The sequence below is a fragment of the Paenibacillus sp. FSL H8-0034 genome (genome assembly GCF_038000305.1).
In the GTDB taxonomy this organism is placed as follows: Bacteria; Bacillota; Bacilli; order Paenibacillales; family NBRC-103111; genus Paenibacillus_S.
In genome coordinates, this window is sequence record NZ_JBBOBS010000001.1 from 7,157,934 (window position 1) to 7,181,934 (window position 24,001).

23 protein-coding genes are annotated in these 24,001 nt (G+C 44.3%); 6 read left to right on the forward strand and 17 right to left on the reverse strand.

The genetic code is table 11. The features are described from left to right. Positions 1–130 precede the first annotated feature (130 nt). From NST47_RS31970 to NST47_RS32020, 11 genes are all read right to left on the reverse strand, one after another. Positions 131–1,951, reverse strand: coding sequence for an ABC transporter ATP-binding protein (locus NST47_RS31970; protein WP_341158743.1), 1,821 nt, complete (start codon positions 1,949–1,951; stop codon positions 131–133). 11 nt (positions 1,952–1,962) lie between these two features. After that, the gene (locus NST47_RS31975) at positions 1,963–3,150 is read right to left on the reverse strand and encodes a nucleotidyltransferase domain-containing protein (RefSeq protein ID WP_341158744.1); all 1,188 of its coding nucleotides are present in this window, start codon (positions 3,148–3,150) and stop codon (positions 1,963–1,965) included. A 12-nt stretch (positions 3,151–3,162) separates the two neighbouring features. Next, a complete protein-coding gene (locus tag NST47_RS31980) occupies positions 3,163–3,624 on the reverse strand; it encodes a lasso peptide biosynthesis B2 protein (RefSeq protein ID WP_341158745.1) in 462 nt (153 codons plus the stop codon). 16 nt (positions 3,625–3,640) lie between these two features. Continuing rightward, the gene (locus NST47_RS31985) at positions 3,641–3,958 is read right to left on the reverse strand and encodes a lasso peptide biosynthesis PqqD family chaperone (protein ID WP_341158746.1); all 318 of its coding nucleotides are present in this window, start codon (positions 3,956–3,958) and stop codon (positions 3,641–3,643) included. 2 nt (positions 3,959–3,960) lie between these two features. Further along, positions 3,961–4,887 carry an aldolase gene (locus NST47_RS31990; RefSeq protein ID WP_341158747.1) on the reverse strand — a complete coding sequence of 309 codons (927 nt, stop codon included), beginning with the start codon at positions 4,885–4,887 and terminating at the stop codon, positions 3,961–3,963. Between the two features lie 100 nt (positions 4,888–4,987). After that, positions 4,988–5,125, reverse strand: coding sequence for a paeninodin family lasso peptide (locus NST47_RS31995; protein WP_341158748.1), 138 nt, complete (start codon positions 5,123–5,125; stop codon positions 4,988–4,990). 14 nt (positions 5,126–5,139) lie between these two features. Further along, the gene (locus NST47_RS32000) at positions 5,140–7,077 is read right to left on the reverse strand and encodes an asparagine synthase-related protein (RefSeq protein WP_341158749.1); all 1,938 of its coding nucleotides are present in this window, start codon (positions 7,075–7,077) and stop codon (positions 5,140–5,142) included. Between the two features lie 208 nt (positions 7,078–7,285). Then, a complete protein-coding gene (locus NST47_RS32005; protein WP_341158750.1) occupies positions 7,286–8,980 on the reverse strand; it encodes a hypothetical protein in 1,695 nt (564 codons plus the stop codon). A gap of 17 nt (positions 8,981–8,997) precedes the next feature. Beyond that, positions 8,998–10,287, reverse strand: coding sequence for an efflux RND transporter periplasmic adaptor subunit (locus NST47_RS32010; RefSeq protein ID WP_341158751.1), 1,290 nt, complete (start codon positions 10,285–10,287; stop codon positions 8,998–9,000). A 54-nt stretch (positions 10,288–10,341) separates the two neighbouring features. After that, a complete protein-coding gene (locus NST47_RS32015) occupies positions 10,342–11,007 on the reverse strand; it encodes a CpsD/CapB family tyrosine-protein kinase (RefSeq protein ID WP_341158752.1) in 666 nt (221 codons plus the stop codon). Next, positions 10,988–11,749, reverse strand: a complete 762-nt coding sequence (locus NST47_RS32020) for a YveK family protein (protein ID WP_341158753.1) — start codon at positions 11,747–11,749, stop codon at positions 10,988–10,990. The genes NST47_RS32015 and NST47_RS32020 overlap by 20 nt, the downstream gene beginning before the upstream one ends. A 339-nt stretch (positions 11,750–12,088) precedes the next feature. Here NST47_RS32020 and NST47_RS32025 point away from each other — a divergent pair, with 339 nt between their 5' ends. Next, positions 12,089–12,382, forward strand: coding sequence for a hypothetical protein (locus NST47_RS32025; RefSeq protein ID WP_341158754.1), 294 nt, complete (start codon positions 12,089–12,091; stop codon positions 12,380–12,382). 111 nt (positions 12,383–12,493) lie between these two features. Here NST47_RS32025 and NST47_RS32030 read toward each other — a convergent pair whose 3' ends face one another. Both NST47_RS32030 and NST47_RS32035 read right to left on the reverse strand, forming a co-directional pair. Beyond that, positions 12,494–13,351: a polysaccharide deacetylase family protein gene (locus NST47_RS32030; RefSeq protein ID WP_341158755.1), complete on the reverse strand. Its 858-nt coding sequence runs from the start codon at positions 13,349–13,351 to the stop codon at positions 12,494–12,496. Continuing rightward, positions 13,320–13,931: a sugar transferase gene (locus NST47_RS32035; protein ID WP_341158756.1), complete on the reverse strand. Its 612-nt coding sequence runs from the start codon at positions 13,929–13,931 to the stop codon at positions 13,320–13,322. The genes NST47_RS32030 and NST47_RS32035 overlap by 32 nt, the downstream gene beginning before the upstream one ends. Before the next feature lie 175 nt (positions 13,932–14,106). Between NST47_RS32035 and NST47_RS32040 the strand changes: the two genes are divergently transcribed. Continuing rightward, positions 14,107–14,475 (forward strand): helix-turn-helix domain-containing protein, encoded by a 369-nt coding sequence (locus NST47_RS32040; RefSeq protein WP_341158757.1) that lies wholly within the window; start codon positions 14,107–14,109, stop codon positions 14,473–14,475. A gap of 76 nt (positions 14,476–14,551) precedes the next feature. Here the strand turns inward: NST47_RS32040 and NST47_RS32045 are convergent, their stop codons facing one another. Continuing rightward, entirely contained in the window at positions 14,552–14,743 is a 192-nt protein-coding gene (locus NST47_RS32045) for a hypothetical protein (protein WP_341158758.1), read from the reverse strand. A gap of 154 nt (positions 14,744–14,897) precedes the next feature. Then, a complete protein-coding gene (locus tag NST47_RS32050) occupies positions 14,898–15,317 on the reverse strand; it encodes a hypothetical protein (protein ID WP_341158759.1) in 420 nt (139 codons plus the stop codon). 561 nt (positions 15,318–15,878) lie between these two features. On the opposite strand from NST47_RS32050, the gene NST47_RS32060 reads away from it, so the two are divergent. Beyond that, complete coding sequence (locus tag NST47_RS32060) at positions 15,879–17,450, forward strand: glycoside hydrolase family 26 protein (protein ID WP_341158761.1); 1,572 nt, start codon at positions 15,879–15,881, stop codon at positions 17,448–17,450. 285 nt (positions 17,451–17,735) lie between these two features. Then, a complete protein-coding gene (locus NST47_RS32065) occupies positions 17,736–19,028 on the forward strand; it encodes a homocysteine synthase (protein WP_341158762.1) in 1,293 nt (430 codons plus the stop codon). Positions 19,029–19,433: 405 nt separating this feature from the next. On the opposite strand, the gene NST47_RS32075 is transcribed toward NST47_RS32065, so the two are convergent. Further along, a complete protein-coding gene (locus tag NST47_RS32075) occupies positions 19,434–19,745 on the reverse strand; it encodes a DUF2325 domain-containing protein (protein ID WP_076233293.1) in 312 nt (103 codons plus the stop codon). Positions 19,746–20,226: 481 nt separating this feature from the next. Here NST47_RS32075 and NST47_RS32080 point away from each other — a divergent pair, with 481 nt between their 5' ends. Further along, positions 20,227–20,556, forward strand: a complete 330-nt coding sequence (locus NST47_RS32080) for a PadR family transcriptional regulator (protein WP_341158763.1) — start codon at positions 20,227–20,229, stop codon at positions 20,554–20,556. Further along, positions 20,553–21,869: an FtsW/RodA/SpoVE family cell cycle protein gene (locus NST47_RS32085; RefSeq protein WP_341158764.1), complete on the forward strand. Its 1,317-nt coding sequence runs from the start codon at positions 20,553–20,555 to the stop codon at positions 21,867–21,869. The genes NST47_RS32080 and NST47_RS32085 overlap by 4 nt, the downstream gene beginning before the upstream one ends. Positions 21,870–22,016: 147 nt before the next feature. Here the strand turns inward: NST47_RS32085 and NST47_RS32090 are convergent, their stop codons facing one another. Further along, positions 22,017–23,975: a hypothetical protein gene (locus NST47_RS32090; protein ID WP_341158765.1), complete on the reverse strand. Its 1,959-nt coding sequence runs from the start codon at positions 23,973–23,975 to the stop codon at positions 22,017–22,019. Positions 23,976–24,001 lie beyond the last annotated feature (26 nt).

Here is a 24,001-nt window from a genome sequence, read left to right on the forward strand (position 1 = left end):
ACAAAAGAAATGTTCCTAATAGCGAACGTTTTCGCAAAATTTTTAGTTAATTGACTTAAAAATAAAGGATATACGTTTATTTTAGTTCTTTATTGAGAACGTGTCAACACACTATTTTCCCAGAATATACTCATCTTAATGCACTTACCTGGGAATCACGAATTTGATTGCCTAATAAATTCGAGAACAGCCCTTCCCCTTCTTCAGCCAGTTGGTTAAATAGCCCTGTCTGAACAATCCTCCCCTTATCCAATACGATCACCTGGTCCGCATTACGTATGGTTGACAAACGATGGGCGATTACAACAATCGTCATGGCTCCCTTTAATTGGTCCAACGCTTTTTGTATTTTTGTTTCGTTTTCCGTATCCAAAGCACTGGTAGCTTCATCCAGTATAAGAATCGACGGTTTACGTAAAATGGCTCTGGCTAGAACAAGCCGCTGGCGTTCTCCACCAGAAAGCCTGATCCCCCTGTCGCCAATGATTGTATCCAGACCTTGAGGGAGCCTGCTTACAAAATCAGCGGATGCGGAGAAATTTAGCGCTTCCCAAATTTGCTCTTCATTGGCGTTTGGTTCAATCATCAGCAGATTTTCCCGGATGCTTGCATGAAATAGAAAGGGGTCTTGCGGGACATAGCTTATGGATTGTCTCAATCCTAGTACGCTTTTGTTTTCCAAGGGGATCCCATCTATCAATACTTGACCTTTCTCGGGCTGAATCAGACCCATAATCATATCAATCAGGGTGCTTTTCCCGGCACCGGAACGACCTACGATCGCAATTGTCTGCTTGGCAGGGATTCGAAAATGAATATCCTGAAGCGCATACAACGGCTCCTCCCGATTATAACGATAGGAAACATGCCGAAATTCGATTTGCTGAATAACCTCTATAGGCTTGATCCCTGCGGGATCCTCATTTTCCTCATTATGAAACTCCGCTGCACTGGTGCATTCGGTATGTATTTTTTTCAGTGCTTGGAAGGCTGGAATCGAGGCAGCAATATGCTCCATATTAGACTGGATTGCTGTAAATCGGGGCCACAAACGAGAAAAAATAACAAATATCAGCAATAATTGCTCCACCTTAGCATGAAATAATTTAACGGATACAAAAATAAAAAGGGCAATGATCACAGCTGATGCCGCCTTATAAAAAAGCTGTGAGCCTGATCTTAATTTGATATAATCAACCTGTTCATTGACCATCTTTTGTGTTAGCGAGCTGAACCAGATCATTCGAGATTTCTCCAGCATATTGCTTTTAATATCTTTAATTCCACTTAGCTGATCGGTAATGCCTGCTAGAAAGCTTTGGGATAACCGGGAGGTTTGACTTCCCAGCGAAAGTGATCTTCTAATGAACTTGCTTGAAAAAAAAGCAATAGCTAAACCAAACAACAAGACAAACACTGTCAAACTAGGCGATAACCAGAAAGCAATACCAAGCTGGATCAAGGTAAAGATCAGAGATGCTACTAGCTGAAGCACCAGATTAGTGCCAAAGCCAACTCTTGTCAATTCGGAGCCCATCAGATTTATAAGATCCGATTTCCTATGCCTAACAAAGAAATTCCAGTTTGACTGCAATAAGGCGTTATACGTTTCTAAACGCAATTGACGAAGAAACCTTTGTTGAATCACGGTATCCCGAATCGTTAGCGACCGCTGCAATAGATTTTGACCTATTATTAATAAAACGTACATACAAAGAATTAGAGGTAAGCCTATGGACTGGGGGAATTCCTGAAGAAATTTAAAAATCCCCGAAACCGGAGACACTCCTGCGTTCATGTTGGCTATTCCGCTCATACTGATCATTGGCAGCAATAACAGAATCGCCGTACCTTCAAGCAGGCTGATCAATACCATTCCAAGGACATTTATAATGAGCTTATTCCCGGAAAAAGTGTACATGCGTTTTGTGTAATATAAGATATACCTCATAGTCTAACCCCTTATAGTATTGCTGATTTCCGAATTTTCCTCCACACGCAAAGAAATGGACGTAAAGGAAAATATAAAAAATGCAAGCTTTTTGGCAGTGGCATCGTCTCCGCATCCAAAGGATAGGGAACCAGCAGACTTAACAGGTACAACAGCTTTTGCTGACCAGACATTAATGAAAATAAATGCCGCCGGTGATAATCGGCTATTGCCTCTGGAAGAGGCTCCGTATGCAGATTTACCATTTGCTTGATATAAAATAGTGCCTCTTGCGCTAAACGCTTGGATCGACTTCTGCCCGTCAATTCCTTCATCGCTTGAGGAATAGGGGTGCGCAATAATTGTGACGCCAAATTTAGCGCTTGCCCTCCTACATGGGCCATTTGATAGGTATCCAATAAGCGGCTAAGCTGCTTCCAGTCGGGGTTTAGACCTGCGATCCGGTCGATGTCTGCCAACCAGCGCAGCCTGGACCAGCCATGACGGGCACCGTGTGCAGCCAAAAACAAAAACAAATCCTCTCTTCCTAATAGATAAACAGGACTGCTTGTAAGCGAGCTTAACCTTTTCCTTGCCCACAAATCCTTGAAGCTCGGCTCCCACGAAGGTCCAGGATGAAGCCTCCAATGAATTTCCAGCTTAATCCGTTTTTCAGGATGAAAGTAGGCAAGATGATGATGCCTCCACTTCCAATCATCCAATACCGTAGAAAAATAATCTTCTTTCACATAATTAAGTGATAGGAGAAGTTCATGTGTGGTATCTAATTCATTTATCGGAACAAGCATGTCTAAATCGCTGGATGTTCTGCGTGATAGGTCTCCATAAAGGTCCACGGCAAGCACGGGCCCTTTCAAAAGAAGCACATGAATCTTAGCTTCGGTTAACAATTTACAAAGCTGTTCCAGCTCTCCGCTTAAGTGCAGCATATAGAACGTGTTTTTTTTAGTTTCCCGGTCCAGCTTCTGAATAACAGAGGAAGGAATAACTGTGGGGTCCAGCTGCTTCAGCTGATGACATATGTAAGGGTACACACGATGATGTCGGGTCAATTGTACAAAAAGCTCCCAGTTAACGTCTTTAAATAGCTCCTCATAATCGGAGAAAGCAACTTCTCTGCTTTCCTTTGCCATGAATAAAAGTAACAGCTTCAATTCCTTCGGCAGGAGGTCCAAGCCTAATGTTACATCATTTCCCATTGGTTATCTCCCTTATCTATTGCCTTTCATTCGTTTGGCGAATTTCCCGACGACTGTAAACTTCTCCATACTTTCCTTGCCGGTAATAAAAAAAGATCCGCTGCGCAGCCATGCATGAGCAATCATTGTGGAGGATTCATCTTTAGCCGTTCCTAGGTAAAGTGTACTTTCCATCTTGCGCCTAGCCAGCATTTTCATACCGGCAATAGCCTTCACAAGACATTTGCTTTCCCATAATGTATGGTTGCTCATCGTACTTATAGCGCTAGATATTTGGATTAAGGTGGCTCTGTTCAAATCGTTATGTATAAAAGTGGTTTCCTGCATAGCGTCACCCAATGAAGGTGCTACCCGGGAAAAGGGCATATGGATAAGAATTCGAGCCCATGCCAAGTAAAACAAAGCCTCCACCAAAAGAACAAATGTTGAGATATCGAGTGAAAACAATACTTTGACCTTATTCACAATAACCATATGGTCTCCTTCCGCTCTATGGCTGCAACTGAGGGTGGAGCTCTTCAGCAAATTGAATCAAATTCTCATCCAATAAGCGCTTTAGAAAAGAAATCACTTGTTCCTCGCAGACGGCTTGCTCGACCTCATATTCATTCATTAATGCTTCCACCAGCTTTGATGTCGAGATCGGGCTGGCTAGTAATTCCCATATCGTCCCTCCCATCCTGCCAAGATTATAATAGTTCCCATTATTTATATTCATCATGACTTTCTCACCATCCATATCACTTACAATATTGCCCTGACATTGAACGATTCGGTGATTTAACAGAAGTTCTACGTTATTTATCATCTCTATTCATCCCCTTGTACTGTTTTCAAAATTAAGGATGCCATCTGAGGAGCGGTAAATCCGGAATGAGGCCGATGTATTTGATAAAAATCGATTTGATTCGAAATAGCTGCGGTCATTCCAAAGTGCCATTCAAGCAAATCAAACTTGGCTAATAGAAAACTGCGAAACGTTTGGCGATATAAAGTATGCAATCGTTCCAAGCCTTGTACCGATTTCATCATGACCTGCTCGCCCTCCTCCTTACCCAGTTCAATCACCCCGGCAAGCGGTAAAGGCTCGGTAATAAATGGGCCAGGTACCGGAACCAGATACTTCGTTTCCCGATCGAAAATAGAAGGGAATTGGCTCGCCTCCATACCAAATTCGGTTAAGCTTTCCTGCCAAAGCTTTTGCTGTGGATAAGCCGGCATAACTACAGGAATTCGATCATGTGAAAAATTGACAGCGATCAAATCATCGCTTATGAGCTGATGGCCTCTGCTTACGAAAACAGATGCCAAGGTCGATTTACCTGCCCCAGAGTCCCCTACCAAAGCGTAGGCTTTGCCGTCAATGACGATTGCGCTGCCATGGAGAGGCAGTATTCTCTTCTGCATCAATAAGGCTCCTATGCACGTACCCAGCAGGTATAGACGAATTTTGGCTTCATCCGCACCATAAGCAGCCGATACAGTGATTTCCGCTCCATCCTGGATGCAAAATATGGCGGTATCCGGAACTCGAAACATAAATGAATTTTCCCTGACAACGTAGGTTTCATTCGGCTTGGCCAATTGATTCCATAATGGAGTCAAGTCAGCTCTTTTTATGACAACGTCTATCTGGTTATCCTGAATATGAATGAGGGGCAATTCAGGCAGCATAATCTCACTTATCATACTTAATCCAAATGCTCTATACACAACCTTATTAAGGGTTACAGCCATCCGTCTCACTCCAAGGTCACAAGGGATAATTTTAAATAATGCCCCTATACCTTTACAAGTATAAGGGCGGCAGAACCTATCTATTCTTAGTCTTAACAAACTAGCTATAGTGAATTACTTCTGTAGGGTCAGGTTGAACCGCATCAGGATAACGAATCCCCGGTCCTGCCATCGTCATCTTGACGTCGAGTACCTCCAAAGACGGGTTTTGCCATTCTTTTTTAGCTTGATTTTGCATTTTCTCACCTCCCTTCAAGTAACACCTTTAATAAACCGATAAAATATCAAGCTGCGCATCAAGATTCTAAAACCAAATTCGTATACATATTCCGGTCTTGGCGCTTCCTTAATCTTGAAGAGAGCCGACTTGATTTCTTCTATATTCAAGTATTGCGAAATGCTTGGGTCTTGGATCAGCTGTTGGATTTCATTAATAAACGCTTTCCAGGATGGAGCCATACGGTGAACCCCATCTGCACCTTGAACACCGCGTTTTTTTTGATTTAATCTGACGTTATCGGGTAAATAGTCCGCTGTTGCCCTCCTGATTAATGCTCTATCAAGACCGTTTTGAACGAATTGATTATCCGGCACCGACAGACAAAAGCGGATTACTCTTAAATCATTGGTTGGATCACGTTCCCATAAGGAGTAACGTAAAGATAATTTCGTCCCGATAGTACCGTTTAAATTCCATGAGTAGAGCTGCTCAAACTGCTGTTTTCTTATATCATAGGCGCTAAGGAGCGAATAATCCGTCCTATCGAAACCGTGCACATGAAGCTTGTCAAGAACGTTGGTCCTTTTGGCGAATTGCGGGTTGATCAGCATTGGAAATGATTCTTCAGTGTTGGAGGTAAACATTTTCCCTATGGCTGGAAAAGCTTTTTTACCGATAACTGAAAGGATACGTTTTCTTCCAACACCCATTCTTATCCCAAATTGCTTCATTTCACGATAGAGCTGAATCCATCTGAGCTTTCTCATTAGCATCGCCTGATAGTCTAGAGCAGGTCCCCATGAGATGGTCCAGTTCCCCCTCTGACCGTTCAACAATACCCCTACCCCCTGATGGTGGGCGTTCTCATATATTCCCTTTAACCAAAAGGAATTTTCGAAAAATTTGTAGGGCATCTCCATCATTTCCAGCCAATCGTTAATTTCTGATAAAGGGCTCATTCCGGGTAGATCCAGATAATTGCTGTTTATGTTACCGACGTGAGCTACTGTAGATTGAATATACGGCCTTTCGTCAGAAAATCTGTCCCTTGGCGTCCAGTCATCCGTAAAATCGTCAACTGGAACATAACTAAAGGTATGCAATCGTTTATTCTCGTTTCTCAATGCTTTTGCCGCAAAGCTGGCAACAGAGCCGGAATCCAATCCTCCGCTTAAATGGGCACCCACTTGGCGATGAGTGCGTAATCTTGCTGATACCGCTTGTTGAAACACATCGCGAAATGCTTCTTCATATTCACCGTTGGATTTTAGCTTCAGCATGTCTCCGGCCTTTAATGTACTGTACCTTGAAAAGGTTACTTTCCCATCCTTCACCGTAATCGTGTGGGACGGTGGAATTTGTTCGATATGCGCATACACCGTAGAGGAACAATCCATCGCATCAACAGTCAAGGGGATGGCCAAAAATTCGGCTAGCCATTGTTCATTAAGCTTCTTTTCGATTTGCGGTAAAGTAAACAGCGGTTCCATAATGGTGCAAAAGGCAAATCGTTTAGGTGACTGGTGATAGTATAGCGTTCTGTTCCCCGAAAAGTCCCTTGCACCGAAAAGTATATGTTTGCTGTCATCGCAAATCATAAAAGTAAAATCACCAATTAAATATTTAGGCGTTTCTTGCTCCCACTTGCGATAAGCCAGTAAAATCAATTGACTATCAGACATGGTTTTCCTTTGTCCATGTTCAACCGCCAGCATGTCAAACAATTCAGTACGGTTATCAATGATCGCATCGGCAGTGATAGCCAGCTTCCTTTCAGAATCGTAATAAGGCAGTCTTTCGGAAATGGACTCGGGAGTGATCCATTGAGCGTGGCATCCAAAAAATACGCGTTCTGTATGCCAAGTATCTACAGAGTCAGATGGATACTTCTGTAAAGCCCTCATTAGTTTATCGCCCTGCTCGATATCTATATCTTCATTAAAATTAATCAATCCAGCTATAGCACTCATGTTTCCCTCCGTCACTGCTCGTTCTCTTAAAAGAACAATTGTACCTACATAATATCTTCAATGTCCATTTAGATAACCCTTTTAATCCAATACATTCATTGATATAAAAGAGTTTACATTTGTTCTTTATAGAGAACATGTTTAGAATACCATTCCAACTGCCAACTGTCAATTCCTTTTTTTCTATATTGCCCTCGGACACAGACCCTTACTGCTTAAATGTAGCGACTAATCGTTCAGCTTCGCCATAAGCCGTATCGATTGTTTCATAAATACGCAGCGAACGGGAAAAGTCCCATATTTCCGAGGTGAAATTAAACGTCTGTATACCACTGACGAACTTATTTTCCCCAGTGAACGCAAGTGTCTTCGACCCTATAATTTTACCTTGAGAATCCACAAGCTCCATCTTCATTTTGGGAAAGCTCTGATCGACTACAACCTCATCCTGAAGATTAATTTCCGAATCGATTTTGAGTCTATACGTATTATCCTTGCCAATACCCATAAACACATCTACCGCCCAGTTATTTAATTTCACTTTAAATGGATAAAACAGCAGTTCATTATCTGTCTTTTGCATTTGGACTTGGGTTTTAAACATCGCAATTGGAATTTTATACGGGGTGATCGAATCGACATCCAGAATTCCCATAGCCAGCTGTTCACCGTTTTCCGCACTAGGCAGGACAAAAGAGTAATAAATAACATAGCTTACATTAGGGATAAGTGTTTCCACTATCGTCGTCTGCCTTGTTCCCGTATAATTGTTTCCGTTAATACTCGTCAATTCGGCCTGAAAATGAGGAACGGGAGTCGGACGATCGCTTAGATTCTGCAGCTTGAATTTGGCGACAACCACTTTAAAGCCGCCCGCCGTGCTCGTATGTATTTGAAGAGACGACATAGAAACGGCAATATCGGGTTGAATGACCTTGTTCAATGGATCGATCATAATCCGGTTGTTCCATACATAAGGCTCCAATTGATCCATGAGCTTAACGACATTATTCTCTGTAGGCAGATTAATAGTCAGTTGACCTATTGAGTAGGGAATCGTCGTTTTATCATCTACCGTATACACTTCCGGGGTAAGAACAGATAAGCTGCTCAGCTTGACCTTGTCACCCGCCGGAATTGCAAAGTGAATATACCGTTGCTCTCCCGGTTCAAGTGTTAGGGTTCCCTGCTCCAGCCTCTTTCCGGTATATACCTTTTTGTCTGACTTTCCATCGATACGAAAATCAGGAATATTTTTTTTCATATCAGTTTTATTAGCTGCAAGCAGTCCTACGATGGTCATCGGACCCTGCAGCGTATTCTGCTCCGTCAAGCGAACCGTCTTATATTCAATTGAACTCGACAATACAGAAATCGTGAAAGGCTCCCCCCAGCTTTTGATCGCAGAAGGATCCGTTGAAATGGCGTCCCCCCCTCGCCACTCTATGGAGGAAACAGGTATCGCTGTAATCGTCCGCTCCTGTCTCGGAGAGGCATACTCGTCAACATCAACCCAAACAATCTCAGATACAGAGAAACTGTCACGCCTGTCCACCGCAACCATATAGCTTAATTCAACCACTTCCTTCGGTTGAATAGCAATCACGTTGGAAGCGCTCGAACGCATGATATAATCAATGCCTTCCGTCGTCCTGGATCTAACTTCCAAGTCAGGAACCCTTGTTAAACGCGATCCTTCATTGTACATACGGACAACTGCGATGATTGTGGTTCCCACAGCGGTTTGTTCATTCAGCACGCTTTTTACCGCCACTTTTATTGAGTCCGTTACATGATAGCCATCCTCTTGTGCGTTGGCCATTACATGCAGTGGGACGGTTGGGATCAACAAGGAGATTAATAAAATGAACGTCATTATCGTTTGTTTACACATCGTTTTCAATTATGTTCACTCCATTTTCATTTTGGCACTACTACAGCCTGCTGAACCTTTTCTTTATCTCTTAATTGATTAGGGTTGGATATGACGACCTGTTCGCCTTCTTTGATACCAGAAAGCACCTCTTGATCAGGCTCATTCAGCCGGCCAAGCTGTACCTTGCGTTTTTCAACCGAATCTCCTACAAGGACGTATACAAAGGAATCATCCCCTTGTTTTACAATACTGTATGTAGGAATCGTCAGCACGATTTGATCTTGTTCTTCGGTCAATTGTAACCATACCTTCATTCCCGGCTTTAAAGTCATTCCTGTATTGGGCACATCGAGGTTTATTTCGTATGCCTTCGTTTCAGGATCGATAACCTTGGAGAGGAAACTGACCTTTCCCCTATATTTTTGTGTAGTTCCTGGCAAATAGTAGGTCAATTCGGTTTTATTGCTCACATATTTGGCTTCTTCGGTCGATAGCATCGCCTTGATTTTAATCGGATCCAGCTTCTGTATCAGGCCAATTTTACTCCCTGGCTGCAGCGCCATTCCTGCTTCCAGATTCATTCCCGTTATGATCCCGCTTGCTGGCGATTTGATCTCGAGGTAGGACATCGACTGTTCGACCTGTTGTAGAGAAAGCTGAGCATTTTTTAGCTGTGTTTCCATATCGGACAAGGAGTCACCGGAATCCTGTACGCTTTGCTTTTGTCTTTGTTTCAGTTGATCCAGATCCATTTGCGCATTTCTTAGCTGAACGTCCATCTGATACAGTTGAGCCTTCGTAGCTAATCCAACCTCATAGTCATTTTTCAGTTTATTATAATTTCTTGTCATGTCGCCCAGTCCCATTTCCATCTTCTGAATGGAGTTATTCAATTCACGCTTCTGGGCTTCCATATCTTTCCGAGCTCTTTCCCTCGATTTATTAATCGCAGTTTGAATCGTTTCAACGGCAAGAACCGCCTTTTCCTTCTCAAAGTTGGCAGCGACAGAATTCACTCTGACGATGACCTGCCCTTCCTGGACCATATCCTCGCGATTTACCAATACCTTCTCGATGTCTCCTCCAGCCTTCGCGATAATGTCAAATTGAACAGAGGATTGGACGTCCGCAGCATGTTCAACCGGATCTCCAATTTTCTGTTTAGCTACCTTGTACAGCTTTACGATTTTCAAAGGCTGCTCCTGTGCGACAGCATTAGTTTCATGACTTAATGGGATTGTTTCTGAGCAACCGGCAATGATTGTAAAGCTCATTGCTAAGATGCTGACAGTTTTGACGACCTGTCTATACGGTCTACGTCTTTTTCTTCTCATCTGCTAAGAGTCCTCTCCTAACACCAATTTATAAGTTCCTCTTGGGTATTTGTGCTATGAATAGTCGTCTGTATCCTGACTGTTTATTTTATTCATGACAACCCCTAACAACTTAGCCTTAGCGAGCATAAGCTCGTCTTTCACTTTCTTGCCTTCCTTGCGTTTGACCTTGCCGTATTCGACAACAAGCAGGACTCCATCACACTTGGAGGCCATCACTTTTGCATCGGTTAACATTAACACCGGCGGCGTATCGATAATGATCAGATCGTAGCTTTTTTTCAATTCATCCAAAAGCGCATTCATCTGTCTGGAGGCCAGTAATTCAGACGGATTGGGTGGAATCGCTCCTGCTATAATGATGGATAAGCTTTCAACATACGACTCGTGTATGATTTCATTCATAGAACTTTTACCAGTAAGATAGCTCGTCAACCCTCTGCTGCTATCCCCGCCAAAGACAATGTGGACGAATGGTTTACGCAGATCAGCATCAAGCAAAACCACCTTCTTACCGATCTGTGCATAAGCTACCGCCAAATTTAACGCCGTTGTCGTTTTACCTTCTCCTCGATTCGCCGATGTAATAACGATCGTCTTGACATCATGATCAAAGTTCGTAAATTCGATATTAAACCTTAAGGACCGATAAGCTTCCGATGTAAGCGAGTTGGGATTAATCTGCATCACAATGGGGGGACTAGTGGATGGTTTTGACATAGGCTTCTTCTCCTGTTTTCGTTCGGAATTTCTTTCTTTTAGGTGACTTCAACTCTTTTTTCTTTATCTTCGGTATATACGCTATGATTGTGAGGTCCATCACTTCACGAATATCCTGGTCCGTCTTCAACGTATCATCTAAAGTCTCTAACAGGAAAGTAATACCTATTGAAACCAATAAAGAGGCCACAAAACTGAGAATGATGTATTGATTGGATTTCTTATTTACCGGTAATGAATTTTCCTGCAGCTTGGCTCTATTCAGTATCGTTATGTTATCAACCTTCATGATCTTGGGAATTTCTGCTTGGAACACGTCCGAAACGGCGTTGACGATTTTCACGGCCTCTTCCTGGGAATAATACTGGACAACGATAGTCATTACCTGTGTTTCACGTAAATCCGAAACCGTAGTAATATAACTGAGCTGCTCAGCAGATAAATTGATATCCGGGTACCGTTGAACAACTTTATCCATAATCGCCGGGGTTTTTATAATTTCTTTGTACGTATTTATGAGTGCGAGATTAGTACCAATAGCGCCGTAATCGATCCGTTCCTTCCCCATCTGATCCTTTTCAACAATTTTGTTGACAATTAGTTTAGTGGATGCCTGATAAAGCGGTCTATAATTATTGGTACTGTACACAGCTGTCAATGCAGTAGATACAAGAACGATGACAACAACAAGCCACAAACGCTTCCTTATAATAATAAAATACTCTTTAAGATTGATCTCCACGATTCCCCTCCAAAGACAGTCATCTTTCACTTTTTGCTGCAATAAATTGATAATAATGCTACTATTTGTAACATTGTCTACAAACTTAACTTTATGATACTTTTTGTATCGTGTCAACCATATTTTTCGCCATATAGTCCGTATTGTATCGAGACAAGTAAATTAATTCCATGGATGGCTTCCCCAGCATGATTAAACCTCAAAATATACATGGAATATTAAGAAATGGATAATTCTTGATTTATAGTAATTTTTAGTATTCAAATCTTAAAATTTGATGTATGATTCTTTATAAAGAACATATGATTATACCATTATCTAAAGAAGGAGGATTGCGTAATGTTTATATTAAAAAAGTTGGTAGGTTCGGCTTTAATAATCAGCGTACTCATGTTTCCTACATCAGCCTTTGCGTCAAAAGATAATCATTCCCAGAATTCACACAACAACGGTAATAACCAATCTATTATTAACAAAATTCTTTCTTTTGTCTCCAATAGTCACAATTCGCAAAACGATTTTAAAAACTTTTGGGATAACAACAAAGACGTAAGAGACTGGTATGAGAACAACAAAAACAATCACCCCAAAGTTGAATCCTATGATATCTGGAAAGATTGGTATTGTAAGTGAGGCAACTGGTGTAACTAAGGACCGTGGTAACAAGCAATAGGACAAGAGAGGTAACCTACTCTCTTGTCCTTTTAGCATGTATTCAGCCAGCACCTTGCCAACTCCTACTCTCTAATAGCGTACACTGTTATTTCCCACTACTTTTTTGCGCATATCCAGCAGCCTGTTGCCGGCCATAGCCATAGCTGCCTTCCTTAATTTCCATTGGATGGCGCACCGCAGCCGCAGCGCAGGATCTCCTGCAGCTATCGCTGCCGCTGTTTCCGGTGAAGTTGTTTTCTTCATCAAATATCTACCTACAATTAAACAACCATTTACTCTAGAGGTAACAACCTTTGGCTCGGATGTAAATAAATATTGAATTCCCGCGTGGGCTGCCGCCTCGGCAAGCTGCAGGTTATATGTATCTCCGGGTATGGAAGCCGTAGTCACTTTTTTACCGAGCACATCCGACAAGGTTTGAACGCTTACTTTCCATTCATGCACCTGCTGCTCCCAGGAGCATTCGTTAAATCGGCTGGGATGTGTGCAGGAATGAGTGCCGATGATATGTCCTCTTGCGTCCAATGAACGAATTTGCTCCTTGGAGACAAATCCGTTGGCCCCAATTTGCGCTGTCGTAATCAGAAAATGCCCTTTCCAGCCTTTGGCTTCCAATAAATCGGCTATGATGGAGTAGGCGCTGATACCACCGTCATCAAAGGTTAAGGTAACCGTATCCCCTGCTTCCGAGGGCTTTTGCAAGGCTTCAACTACCGTTCTGACCTTTACACGATCCAATTGAGATATTTGTTCAAGATGCATCTGAAATTGCTCTTTACTCAGCTTGTAAGCTCCAGCTTCTCTTCCCAAAAAACCGCTGGAATCTTCTTTTCCAACCGCAACAACATCGTGGTAAGCGAGCGAAATCATCAAACGATCACCTCTTTCTGTCCCATTAATGGATATCCTGCAAATTTCCTTCATCATCCCTACCAGACAACGACCGGTCAGGTACTCCCTCACTTTTCTTGTGCTGGAGCCACTTCACCATCACTTTCCACACAATAACAGCATCCATCGTTACAGAGTGACTCTCCACATAACGGATGTCCATGGCAAATTGTTCACCCCACTTCAGGTGATCGATGCCGCTTACCTGGGTTAGTCCCGTAATTCCCGGCCTGATGGAAAAACGTTTTTTTTCTTCAGCTGTAAAATACTGCGGATAAGAAAGCTGCAGCGGTTCTGGGCCAATGAAGCTCATGTCGCCTTTTAATACATTTATCAATTGCGGCAGATGATCCAGATGGGACTTACGTATTAGCTGCCCAAGATCAATAAGCTCTGCTTCACCAGCCAACAGCTCCTCTTTATTTTCTGTAAAATTTGGCATCGTTCGAAACTTCAGCATAGTGAATGGCTTCATATTTCGTCCCGTAAGCTTTTGTTCAAAAAGTACGGGCGACCCCAGTTTGATCCGTAGGAGGATGGCAATAATGATGTAAAGAGGCAGAAGCAGCAGCAAGAGAAACAGAGAAGCTGAGAAATCCACACCTCGTTTGATCATCCACATATTCCTATCCTATTTATTTGATACGTTAAGTATCAATTTTTAGAATAAATAATATACATAATGTATCAATACAACCATTTTCGACAACCTTCTTTTATAGTACAATTGTATTATAACTGTGATTAGGTTTACCCAATGTGGTTTAGGTGTGAGGAGGAAATGACATCATATGAAATATGGGCATAGAATTGCAGATCTTCGGGATGAAAAACACTTAACCCAAGAAGAGCTAGCCCTAAAGGTTGGGATAACGCGCTCAGCCTTATCCCATTATGAGAACAATCGGAGAGAACCCGATTATGAGACCATTCAAAGAATTGCTGATTTTTTCACTGTATCTGTAGATTATTTAATGGGCCGCAGTGAAGACCTCACTCATGCTGCGAACGAACACGCTAAAGAATTTGTCAGCCAGTTGGAGCTTTCTGACCAGGCGGTGCTGGACAAATTCACGTTGACGATCGACGGCAGAGAGCTGACCTCGGAAGAAGCCACCCGTTTTATTCATTTCATCCGCGCACAACGCTCGTCATCTTAAACGGCAAGTACATAACAACAGATTGTATATGATGGACGAACCTATGTATCCCATTCGGGACATGGGTTTTACTTTGTTACCTGCTGAGTGGAGCTGTGTCCAAATCTTTAGGAAACGATTCCAACAGCTCGAATCTTTTCGGAAAGGTTACATCATTCTGAAATCCAGGTGTGCAATCCAATACATTCGAAACTTCCAGCTTTTCTATTGAGAGATTGAGTTCAGCCATAATCGTGTATATATCCAGAGTGATCTTGGAACCTATCATTAAAACTCCACGCTCCATCCTATGTTTATAATTTCGTTTTACTTTAATCATTATAATAGAAGCTTTTAAAAAAAAGTGTCACTTGATGGTAGGGTTTTAAAAAAATACCTGTTATTTTTGTCGAAATGGATGACATTAACAATTCTTTATGAATCTAGCCATGCAAGTCCAATTTTACACCCTCATATACGACCTTAGCCCTACTCAATTCGCTGTAGCTTGTATTCCTGTGCACGAGTAGTGGATGTCGCTCGTCCATGACAAATCGCACCTCATATTCATACAGCTGAACACCATCTTCCAGCGGCAGTTCACTCTTGCCAACGAGGATCCCTCTTAAACCTGTAGACTCCGTCTCCACTCCAATCCTGAATTCCCACAGCACCTCATAGCCCCAAGGCAGCCGTAGATGCGTGTGCAGCCGCAGTCCACGCATATCCATATACCTCACGTTCATGAGCGCCCACTTGGAATCCACATTTCGCCCATTCATTTGCACCATCTTCATCAGACCCTGGCAGATCGCTCGCCGCATTAGCCGGCTGATCTGTGGTCCCTCCGCATCGAAATTCACTTGGCCCCGCTCCTTCGTATCATGACTCACATGACTCCTTTTGGATTAACGATGTATTTTATTAGCTGCAGGTGATGATTATGCATTTTAAATGTTACATTTTGTATCATAATATATGTTACATATCGTAACTAAAAATAGTTATCCCTGCAATAGGAGGTTTTGTCGTATGATAGGAATTAAGAAGCATAATTACCTCATCGTTGAACAGAAAGGGCATTTAACCCATGAAGGATACAAGTATTCCAGAGCCAACTCCACGCATCAATTGCATCAAATGCATTCATTATTATGTGACATGGGATCCCGCCTTTCCCAAAGGCTGCAGAGCCTTCGGCTTCAAGACATCCGAGATGCCCTCCACGCTCGTCAAAAGGTCCTCCGGTCACCCTTGTCTGAAATTTGAATCGAAGCTATGAACCCTGATCTCGCACAAGCACTGTACATTACATGGACAACGTTCTGAAATTCAGCTGCTATCAACGAACCATCCTGTACTTTTTTAAGGTATAATGAGTCATACATGATAAAGCGAAAATGAATGGCCGGGGGATGCTGCATATGAGAAAACTTGTGTTGGTAGCTGCATGTGTTTGCGTAGGAATCACACTGTATTGGGGACAGCAGCGCTGGCAGCGCACATCCCTCGCATTAACCACACCGATCGCTCAGACTGAGGCACCGAATCCGACTCTTGCCTGGTGGAGCATGCAAATTGACAATGCCGTGGAGAAACAGGAATGGCGGCTTGCCTCCGATTACACAAGCCGCAAAGCGGCTTTCTATAGAAGCAACAATGAGCTGTCACAAGCAGCTACGATGGAAGAGTTAAGCCGACAATACGCTGACAAGGAGCCCGACAAGCTGCTGATCCAGTCTGCTTCCGCTGTAATTCCGGCAGACAGTCCAATTACACTTGACGCCTATGTAAGCATGCCTGGTGCGCCGAATCCTAAGCTTGCCAAGTTCGAACCGGTGACGGGGGTTTATCTTGGCATGCTTGGAGCCGATAAGCGGGTCGCTTTCAACTGGAAGCAGATTGAACCTGTATACGGACGGACCCATGCAATGTATTTGACCTATGTCGGCTGGCGCAAGGTTCAAGCGCAGACGAATTCCTATTTTCCCGTTCAGCAGGCCGATAATGTGAAGGCGATGGGCGGTTCGCTGCAAATCGGTTGGGAGCCGCGTTATGGCTTGGACGATGTGCTGGATGACGAATATGTGCGTACGTTTGCGAAGGAAGCCAAGGCATCGGGAATTCCGGTGTTTCTGCGTTATGCCTCGGAAATGAATGGAGCGTGGGTTCCTTGGCATGGGGATCCGGCCAAATATATCGAGAAGTTCCGGCTTATTCATGACATCATGAAGGAAGAAGCACCGAATGTCGTCATGGTCTGGTCGCCCAACTTTATGCCAATGGATAATATTGATGCCTATTATCCTGGCGATGATTATGTGGATTGGATCGGTTACTCGCTCTATGCGATCGATGGCCCACAAAGTGCGAGCGACGACAAAAGCGGATTTTTGCAATCGTTCCGTCCTCTCAGTGAAGCCTACCCGAATAAGCCGATTATGATTTCGGAAAGTGGCGTATCCCACTATAACCTGATCAAGAATGAAAGCTACGAGCGCTGGGCAGAGGATCAGCTTGGTGACCTGTACGCGTATCTGCCGCGGCTGTATCCACGGGTAAAGGCGATCACCTATTTTAACTTCAGTAAAGAACGAGCTGTCCGCAGCAAAATGGAAGCCGTATACGATCTTGGGGAAAATGCCTTTGCTGATCGTCTCTATCAGCGATTAATCCAGAGTGACTTTTATTTGAGTCAGGTGAAGGATCAGGCCCAAACGAAGGAAAATATCGTGTATAAGCCGCTTTCGCCAATAATTGGAAGCCCTGTTCAGGGCAAGCATAAGCTGTTCACTTATGTATCCATGCCGCATAGCGATCAGCCCTTTGCCGTAAGCTACTCACAAGGCGGCAAGCAGCTTGGTATTTCCCACGAAGTGCCATGGGAGGTCGAATTGGACTTTGATCGGCTCGACCCTGCGCAGCCGCTGACCATCACAGCCTATACACGCAGCATGGAGGAAATCGCCAAGCAGCAGATTACACTTCCCAAGTAACATCCGTCATTCCATCTATGCATCGAACACCCGATCATGGCAAGCACAGACCAACAGTCGGATTATGGAACGTTGGTCTGTGCTTGGCTGAGAGACGCGAATTTTCACTTGGAGCCGTGGGTCAAGATATGGCTGCTTATTGATGGATGGATCCGTTTCCACCCCAGTCGTATCGGCCAATAGTCCCGCATTTGTCCTCCTCTTTCGTTTTGCTGGAAAATATGAGAAAATGAATAGGTTCAATGGAATCATGTTATTTTATATTCACGAGGAGGAATTTATTCAATGTCTGAGGAACGCAAGCTGGGTCTTGAAACATTAGCTGTACATGCAGGACAGGAAATCGATCCGACTACGATGTCCCGCGCAGTCCCTCTGTATCAAACGACTTCATATGGTTTTCGTGATACGGATCATGCAGCGGATTTGTTCGCTCTCAAAGAGTTCGGCAACATTTATACACGCATTATGAACCCGACTACGGATGTTTTTGAGAAAAGAGTTGCTGCCCTGGAAGGAGCTCCTGCGGCACTGGCCACGGCCTCTGGACAAGCAGCCATTACATATTCGATTCTGAATATTGCGGGGTCAGGCGACGAAATCGTCTCTGCAGCCAGCCTGTATGGCGGAACTTATAATTTGTTTGCGATTACACTGGCCAAGCTAGGCATTACCGTTAAATTCGTGGATCCCTCCAATCCGGAAAACTTCCGCAGTGCCATCACCGACAAAACCAAAGCGGTTTTCGCTGAAACGATTGGTAATCCCAAAGGGGACGTTCTTGACATCGCTGCTGTTGCTGCGATTGCTCATGAAAACGGTGTCCCGTTGATTATCGACAACACGTTCCCGAGTCCTTACCTGTGCCGTCCGATTGAGCATGGCGCTGATATCGTTGTGCATTCAGCGACCAAATTCATTGGTGGACATGGTACATCGATTGGCGGTATCATCGTCGATGGCGGTAAATTTGATTGGAAAGCAAGCGGTAGATTCCCTGGCTTGACTGAGCCTGATCCAAGCTATAATGGTGTTGTGTATACGGATGCAGTAGGACCGATTGCTTATATTATTAAAGCGAGAGTTCAGCTGCTTCGCGATATGGGTGCCTCCATTTCACCTTTTAACTCATTCTTGCTCCTGCAAGGTTTGGAAACGCTCCATTTGCGGATGGAACGCCACAGCTCGAATGCATTAAAGGTAGCTCAATTCCTTGAAGGCCACGAAGCTGTCGAATGGGTTAGCTATACAGGCTTGCCAAGCCACCCATCCTATGAGCTTGGGCAAAAGTATTTGCCAAAAGGCCAGGGCGCAATCATGACCTTCGGCATCAAGGGCGGAACCGAAGCAGGACGCGGTGTTATCAATAACGTGAAGCTGTTCTCGCATCTGGCCAACGTGGGCGATTCCAAGTCGCTCATTATCCATCCGGCAAGCACAACCCACGCACAGTTGAAAGAGCAGGAGCAAATCGCGGCTGGTGTGTCTCCGGGCATGATCCGTTTGTCCATCGGTACAGAATCTATTGATGATATTCTGTACGACTTGAAGCAAGCGATCGAAGCGAGCCAAGGTTAATCTCATAAAAGCTTGTAAATAAGGAACTGTCACTGACCGTAAACGGGTCGCTGGCAGTTTCTTTTGTTCGTGCTGCAGCATTATCAAGCTATTTGAGCGTGAATAATACCGTCCATACAAAGGATTCGCCAAAAGATACGGCTGGCTGTACGTCCTGTTCATCCTGCGAAATTCAACTACCTCAAAATCGGCAAATATTTGCCGGAGCTTCTTTTCGGTGTAGGCCAACCCGCCCTTCAGGCTTTTTTGACGATATACCTCCCAATCACTCCTTTAGTTTATATTTTCTCGATAAGATAATAATATTACTATTTTACGCATTTACGTAATGAAAAAAACTTTATTAAATAGCAAAAAAGCCCCGATTCCTACATCAGGGCTTTACGTTATACTGCTTGTCGTTATTTATTGTTGACTCTCCATGAATTTACATACGTGCTCGCAGGAACAAAGTGCCTTTTGCACGGAGCACCAGGATCTTTTTGCATAATAAATCGGTAATTCCTGGTCCTTGGCCTGCTGCTTAATGACCTTCGTTAAATTATGATTAATGTAGTCAGTCAATACCAGTACTGCATCTATTTTTTCCGGTATTCCTTTACGTACCGATTGAGATTTACGTCCTGACAAATGCATAACGTCATCAAAACCGATATTTGCGAGCTGCTCCGGCATATTTCCTAAATGATCCGCACCTACAACCAATAACGATGGCATTCCTTTATCCTCCTATACGATTCTGTAGTTTATTTGTGTGAATTCGTCGTTCGCCGCGCGAATTTCCTTTTCAATCCCAATGACTCATATGTATGGTAATCCCGCATACTCCACCAATAGCATACAACCAGCGTCAATGTTACAAACAGTACAGGCAACAATATACACAGCAGTAACAGCATTGGGGAATATCCTCCTTTTGGGATTGATCTTAAGCTAGAGCTGATAATGGTTCTCATCTTGTCTACAATTAAATGATAATGGTTCTCATTCTCATTGTCAACTATTGTTTTTTTTCAAGACTTTCTAGTGAGCTGGAGTGCGCCTCTGTCACCCTGCCAAGCACGCTCTTGAAAGCTTTATAGACAGCTGCTATACTATACATAGATATTCGATGCATTGGTATTCAATGCTTATAAAGCAAGCTTTGCTGAACCCTAAGCGCAGCTTATCAAGATTTTAATTTACGAGGAGGTGCACCATGGTTAACAAAGAGCTAATGAAAGGCAGCACAGCAATGCTAATCCTGACCCTTCTTGGGCGCAAGGAAATGTACGGCTATGAAATGACCAAAGAAATCGAGAACCGTTCCAGCGGTCTTTTCACCTTCAAGGAAGGAACTCTATATCCCATTTTACACGCCTTGGAAGCCGAGAAAATCGTCGAATCGTACTGGAGCGAACAGGAAGGCCGCAAAAGAAAATATTACCGCATAACGGACAATGGAAGAAAACAGCTGCAGACGAAGCAGCAAGAGTGGAATATGTTCCGCACAGCCGTTGACCGTGTGATTGGGGAGGGTCAAGCATGAAACAAATCGGATACGAGGAAGCCGTTAGGCAGTATTTGCAAAAGGTATGCAAGCAGGTCAATGCGAGGGAATTGCATCCTGAGATCAAACTGGAGCTGCAAAGCCACATCCAAGAGCTGGTTGAGGAGCAGATATCGGTAGGTCTTGAGCGGGAACAGGCGATTGAAATAGCAATCCGCCAAATGGGTGATCCTCTGCTGGTCGGTGACCAACTGAACAAAGCGCACAAAGCACGGATTGATTGGAGTCTGCTTGGCCTCATCACGATCTTTATAGGTATCGGGATGCTGGCGATGTATGCAGTTGAATTGGTTTCTTATAGGAATTACAGCTTTTTCATGAATAAAATTACCTATTCGATAATTGGCATCATCTGTATGCTGGGCTTGTGCTTTTGGGATTATCGGAAGCTGCTTCCCTACTCGAAGGCTCTATATATCATCATTTTGCTGGCCATGGGCTGGGGACTGCTATTTGGACAGCAGGTAAATGGGGCGCCTTATTTTTCACTTGGATTTATAAGGTTCAATTTTCTGGCGATTTCCCCTTTTCTGCTCATCCTCAGTTTAGCCGGTATGATGGCTTCCAGTTGGAAAAAACAGGCCTTTTCCTTAAAAATAGCTGTTTATGTACTCATACCAAGTGTATTGTATGGGTTCGGTAATTCCTTAATTTCCTTGATGATCTTTTTGACAGGCTTTAGCATTATGTACTTATCTCTGCAGAAGCATATTGGCAAACTGCTTTGTTACATAGTCCCACTACTGATCATAGTATTTGTTCTGTCAGTTGGAACTAACGCTCAACGTATCGAACGTTTCTTTGCTTACACGAATCCCTATAACGATCCCCAAGGCTCTGGTTATATGGTCATACAATCCATGCAATCTATTCACTCTGCAGGCTGGTGGGGGCATGGCTTTGCCGCCGTGGCCAGCACATTACCAACCATTGAGAGCGAGATGCTGTTTACGTATTTAATATACAGTCTGGGATGGATAGCTGGAATCGGCCTCGGTGCTCTTGCACTCATTTTCCTGATCAGATTGGCAAGCATAGCAGGTAAAGTAACGGATCTGTACGGAAGCCTGGCTGTAAAAGGGTTCCTTGCCATGTTCACGATTGAATTTATTTGGAGCATGCTGATGTCCTTCGGAGTGCTGCCAATCACTGGAGTCAGTATTCCATTTATAAGCAACGGCGGCATGCTCACTTTGGTTCAGATGGCGTCGATTGGTATCATTTTAAGCATTTATCGGCAAAAGAACAGGATTCCCGCTCGTTCTAACTCCACCAATCCGCTCTCACCTTAAATCAAATGCCTGTCCGGACTTGATGCCATACCAGACGCCAACAAACCGATTTCCTTAACAGGAAGACCGGCTTGTTGGCGTTCTTTTCCTATGCTCATAGATCCCAAGCGTGCGTTGTAAAGCTTCAGTTAGCCTGCCTAGTAACTGCTATGCTGTTCCTGAAATTGTCGGATCATGCCTTGGGTCCTTTTGTCCCTGCATTAAGTAAGGATATAGAAAGATGAGTCCAAACACATAAAGCATCAAAGCAAAATAAGCAGGCAGCAAATGCACAAAATCCGTGTAGCCTATCGTCAAGTGCACACTAAGTCCTGCGACGAATCCAGGCAAGCCGCCCAAAAGAAACGTCCACCACAGCCAGCGCTGACCCTGATTAATACCCCACAGGGCAATCGTCAAAATCCCAATGGCATCTGAAAATAAAGCACCTCCGAAGCCGGCACGATCATGCGCGATCAAGGGCAGCAGCCTCTCATTGATTTCGTTAAGCATAGCTGGCGTTGCACAGAGGTACTCCAGATCCTGAGGCACGAACACCTCTGTAATGCCTACCGTCGAGATGACAATGCCGCCAACCGCTAAAGAAAATCCAAGCGTCACCATCATCAGCTGTCCCCATTGGGCGAGCCGCCATGTCCGATCATTGATCAAGTTCGGTCTTTCCCAGGAGGGCAGCTCCCGATGACGACGCATGGACAGCATAAACATCGGGAACAGGATAAGCGCCGCTGCCGCATGAAGCGGATCAAAATAGCCATAGCCCAAATATAGAAAAAAGCTGCTGAAGCCTACAGCGGCGGACGTTAGCAGTGCGGTTCTCGTCCAATGCAGACCACTACGCAAGCCATAACGGGCAAGCTGATAATAAATCACGCCAATCGAGATCATCGTCCCTGCGAGGGTGACGCGATCATGCGACATAAATTGCAGCACAAGTGGGTTCGCTTCATTCAGCACCGACGGCAGCATGCCGAGAAACGAGATATCATAAGGCAGCACTACCGATGTTGCCGCGATGATCCAGGCGAGTGCTCCACCAAGGATCATGCCGATGCCTAATAAACACATCCAGCCCCAGTTCATCCAAAAGGAAGGTGCTGGCGGCGGCTCCACGCTCTGAAGCTTTTCATAAACGATCGCTTCGTTAATGCGCTTGGGCAGCCCTGGGCCTGAGTACACAAGCCCGCTGTGCAGCTGGACGTAATCAGCTCCTGCTTCCATAAGCTCCAAGGCATCTAATGGTTGATGAACACCTCCGGAAGCAATAATGCTGAATGAAGCGGATAGACACTGCTCGCGCATGCTGCGGATTATCTCAATACTGAGCGGCTTGAGGACACTTCCCGTCAAGTCTCCCTCCGCTGTTCTCAGCATATCGCCAACTACCACACCGCTCCAGCCGGGTGACAATCCAGCCAGCAGCAGCTTGAGCGATTCGAGCGGATAGTCTATCGGTACATACAGGAACATCGGCTTCACTATAGGCAGCTCGCGGGCCGCCAGCTGTATAGCCTGCAAATGGGCAATCGTAGCTTCGACCGACCCGTTCTCATCAAGCGATTCGATATAAAAGCCTGCCGCATAATAGGAAAGTGCCTCCATCATCGTCAGCAGCTCTCTCTGAGCCTCGACAGGCGTACGGCCTGGTGTGCTTTTTATACGAAGCATGAGCGGCAAAGCATGTCCCTGGTTTCGGTCCAGCCTCTTCATCAGCTGGGTCAATCCTTCACTGCGGCCTGCATCCGTGTATATAATGGTTTCGTTTGTTGAGTCACGCCGTATAGGACATTTGTTATTTATATGGGCTTCAATGGTAACAGGGCCAATTTCAATAAAACCAAACCCGAATTGCGCCAGCGCTTGATGTGCAGTTCCCTCCGGATCCAATCCTCCTGATAAGCCAACCGGATACTTAAGCGGTATTCCTGCCAGCTTGGTTGCCAATATGGGGGAAGCCTCCATATGCCCCATCGTTCGGATGATGAAGCTGCCTCCCGGCACCCTGCTCAACGTACCCATCGCCCGCAGGGTGAAATCTCGGGCAAGCCGTGACGGAAGCTGAAATAACAAAGGACGAAATATCGTTTGATAGGACCAATCCGGCATAGACTTCACCCCCAGACTCTCATAGT

Coding starts and splice junctions, on each gene's coding strand:
- NST47_RS32010 (WP_341158751.1), bottom strand. CDS start 10,287: ATGAGAAGAAAAAGACGTAGACCGTATAGACAGGTCGTCAAAACTGTC.
- NST47_RS31970 (WP_341158743.1), bottom strand. CDS start 1,951: ATGAGGTATATCTTATATTACACAAAACGCATGTACACTTTTTCCGGG.
- NST47_RS31990 (WP_341158747.1), bottom strand. CDS start 4,887: ATGGCTGTAACCCTTAATAAGGTTGTGTATAGAGCATTTGGATTAAGT.
- NST47_RS32085 (WP_341158764.1), top strand. CDS start 20,553: ATGAAACAAATCGGATACGAGGAAGCCGTTAGGCAGTATTTGCAAAAG.
- NST47_RS32035 (WP_341158756.1), bottom strand. CDS start 13,931: ATGATCAAACGAGGTGTGGATTTCTCAGCTTCTCTGTTTCTCTTGCTG.
- NST47_RS32045 (WP_341158758.1), bottom strand. CDS start 14,743: ATGATAGGTTCCAAGATCACTCTGGATATATACACGATTATGGCTGAA.
- NST47_RS31995 (WP_341158748.1), bottom strand. CDS start 5,125: ATGCAAAATCAAGCTAAAAAAGAATGGCAAAACCCGTCTTTGGAGGTA.
- NST47_RS32030 (WP_341158755.1), bottom strand. CDS start 13,351: ATGATGAAGGAAATTTGCAGGATATCCATTAATGGGACAGAAAGAGGT.
- NST47_RS32015 (WP_341158752.1), bottom strand. CDS start 11,007: ATGTCAAAACCATCCACTAGTCCCCCCATTGTGATGCAGATTAATCCC.
- NST47_RS32025 (WP_341158754.1), top strand. CDS start 12,089: ATGTTTATATTAAAAAAGTTGGTAGGTTCGGCTTTAATAATCAGCGTA.
- NST47_RS32080 (WP_341158763.1), top strand. CDS start 20,227: ATGGTTAACAAAGAGCTAATGAAAGGCAGCACAGCAATGCTAATCCTG.
- NST47_RS32075 (WP_076233293.1), bottom strand. CDS start 19,745: ATGCCATCGTTATTGGTTGTAGGTGCGGATCATTTAGGAAATATGCCG.
- NST47_RS32065 (WP_341158762.1), top strand. CDS start 17,736: ATGTCTGAGGAACGCAAGCTGGGTCTTGAAACATTAGCTGTACATGCA.
- NST47_RS31980 (WP_341158745.1), bottom strand. CDS start 3,624: ATGGTTATTGTGAATAAGGTCAAAGTATTGTTTTCACTCGATATCTCA.
- NST47_RS32000 (WP_341158749.1), bottom strand. CDS start 7,077: ATGAGTGCTATAGCTGGATTGATTAATTTTAATGAAGATATAGATATC.
- NST47_RS31985 (WP_341158746.1), bottom strand. CDS start 3,958: ATGATAAATAACGTAGAACTTCTGTTAAATCACCGAATCGTTCAATGT.
- NST47_RS32090 (WP_341158765.1), bottom strand. CDS start 23,975: ATGCCGGATTGGTCCTATCAAACGATATTTCGTCCTTTGTTATTTCAG.
- NST47_RS31975 (WP_341158744.1), bottom strand. CDS start 3,150: ATGGGAAATGATGTAACATTAGGCTTGGACCTCCTGCCGAAGGAATTG.
- NST47_RS32040 (WP_341158757.1), top strand. CDS start 14,107: ATGAAATATGGGCATAGAATTGCAGATCTTCGGGATGAAAAACACTTA.
- NST47_RS32060 (WP_341158761.1), top strand. CDS start 15,879: ATGAGAAAACTTGTGTTGGTAGCTGCATGTGTTTGCGTAGGAATCACA.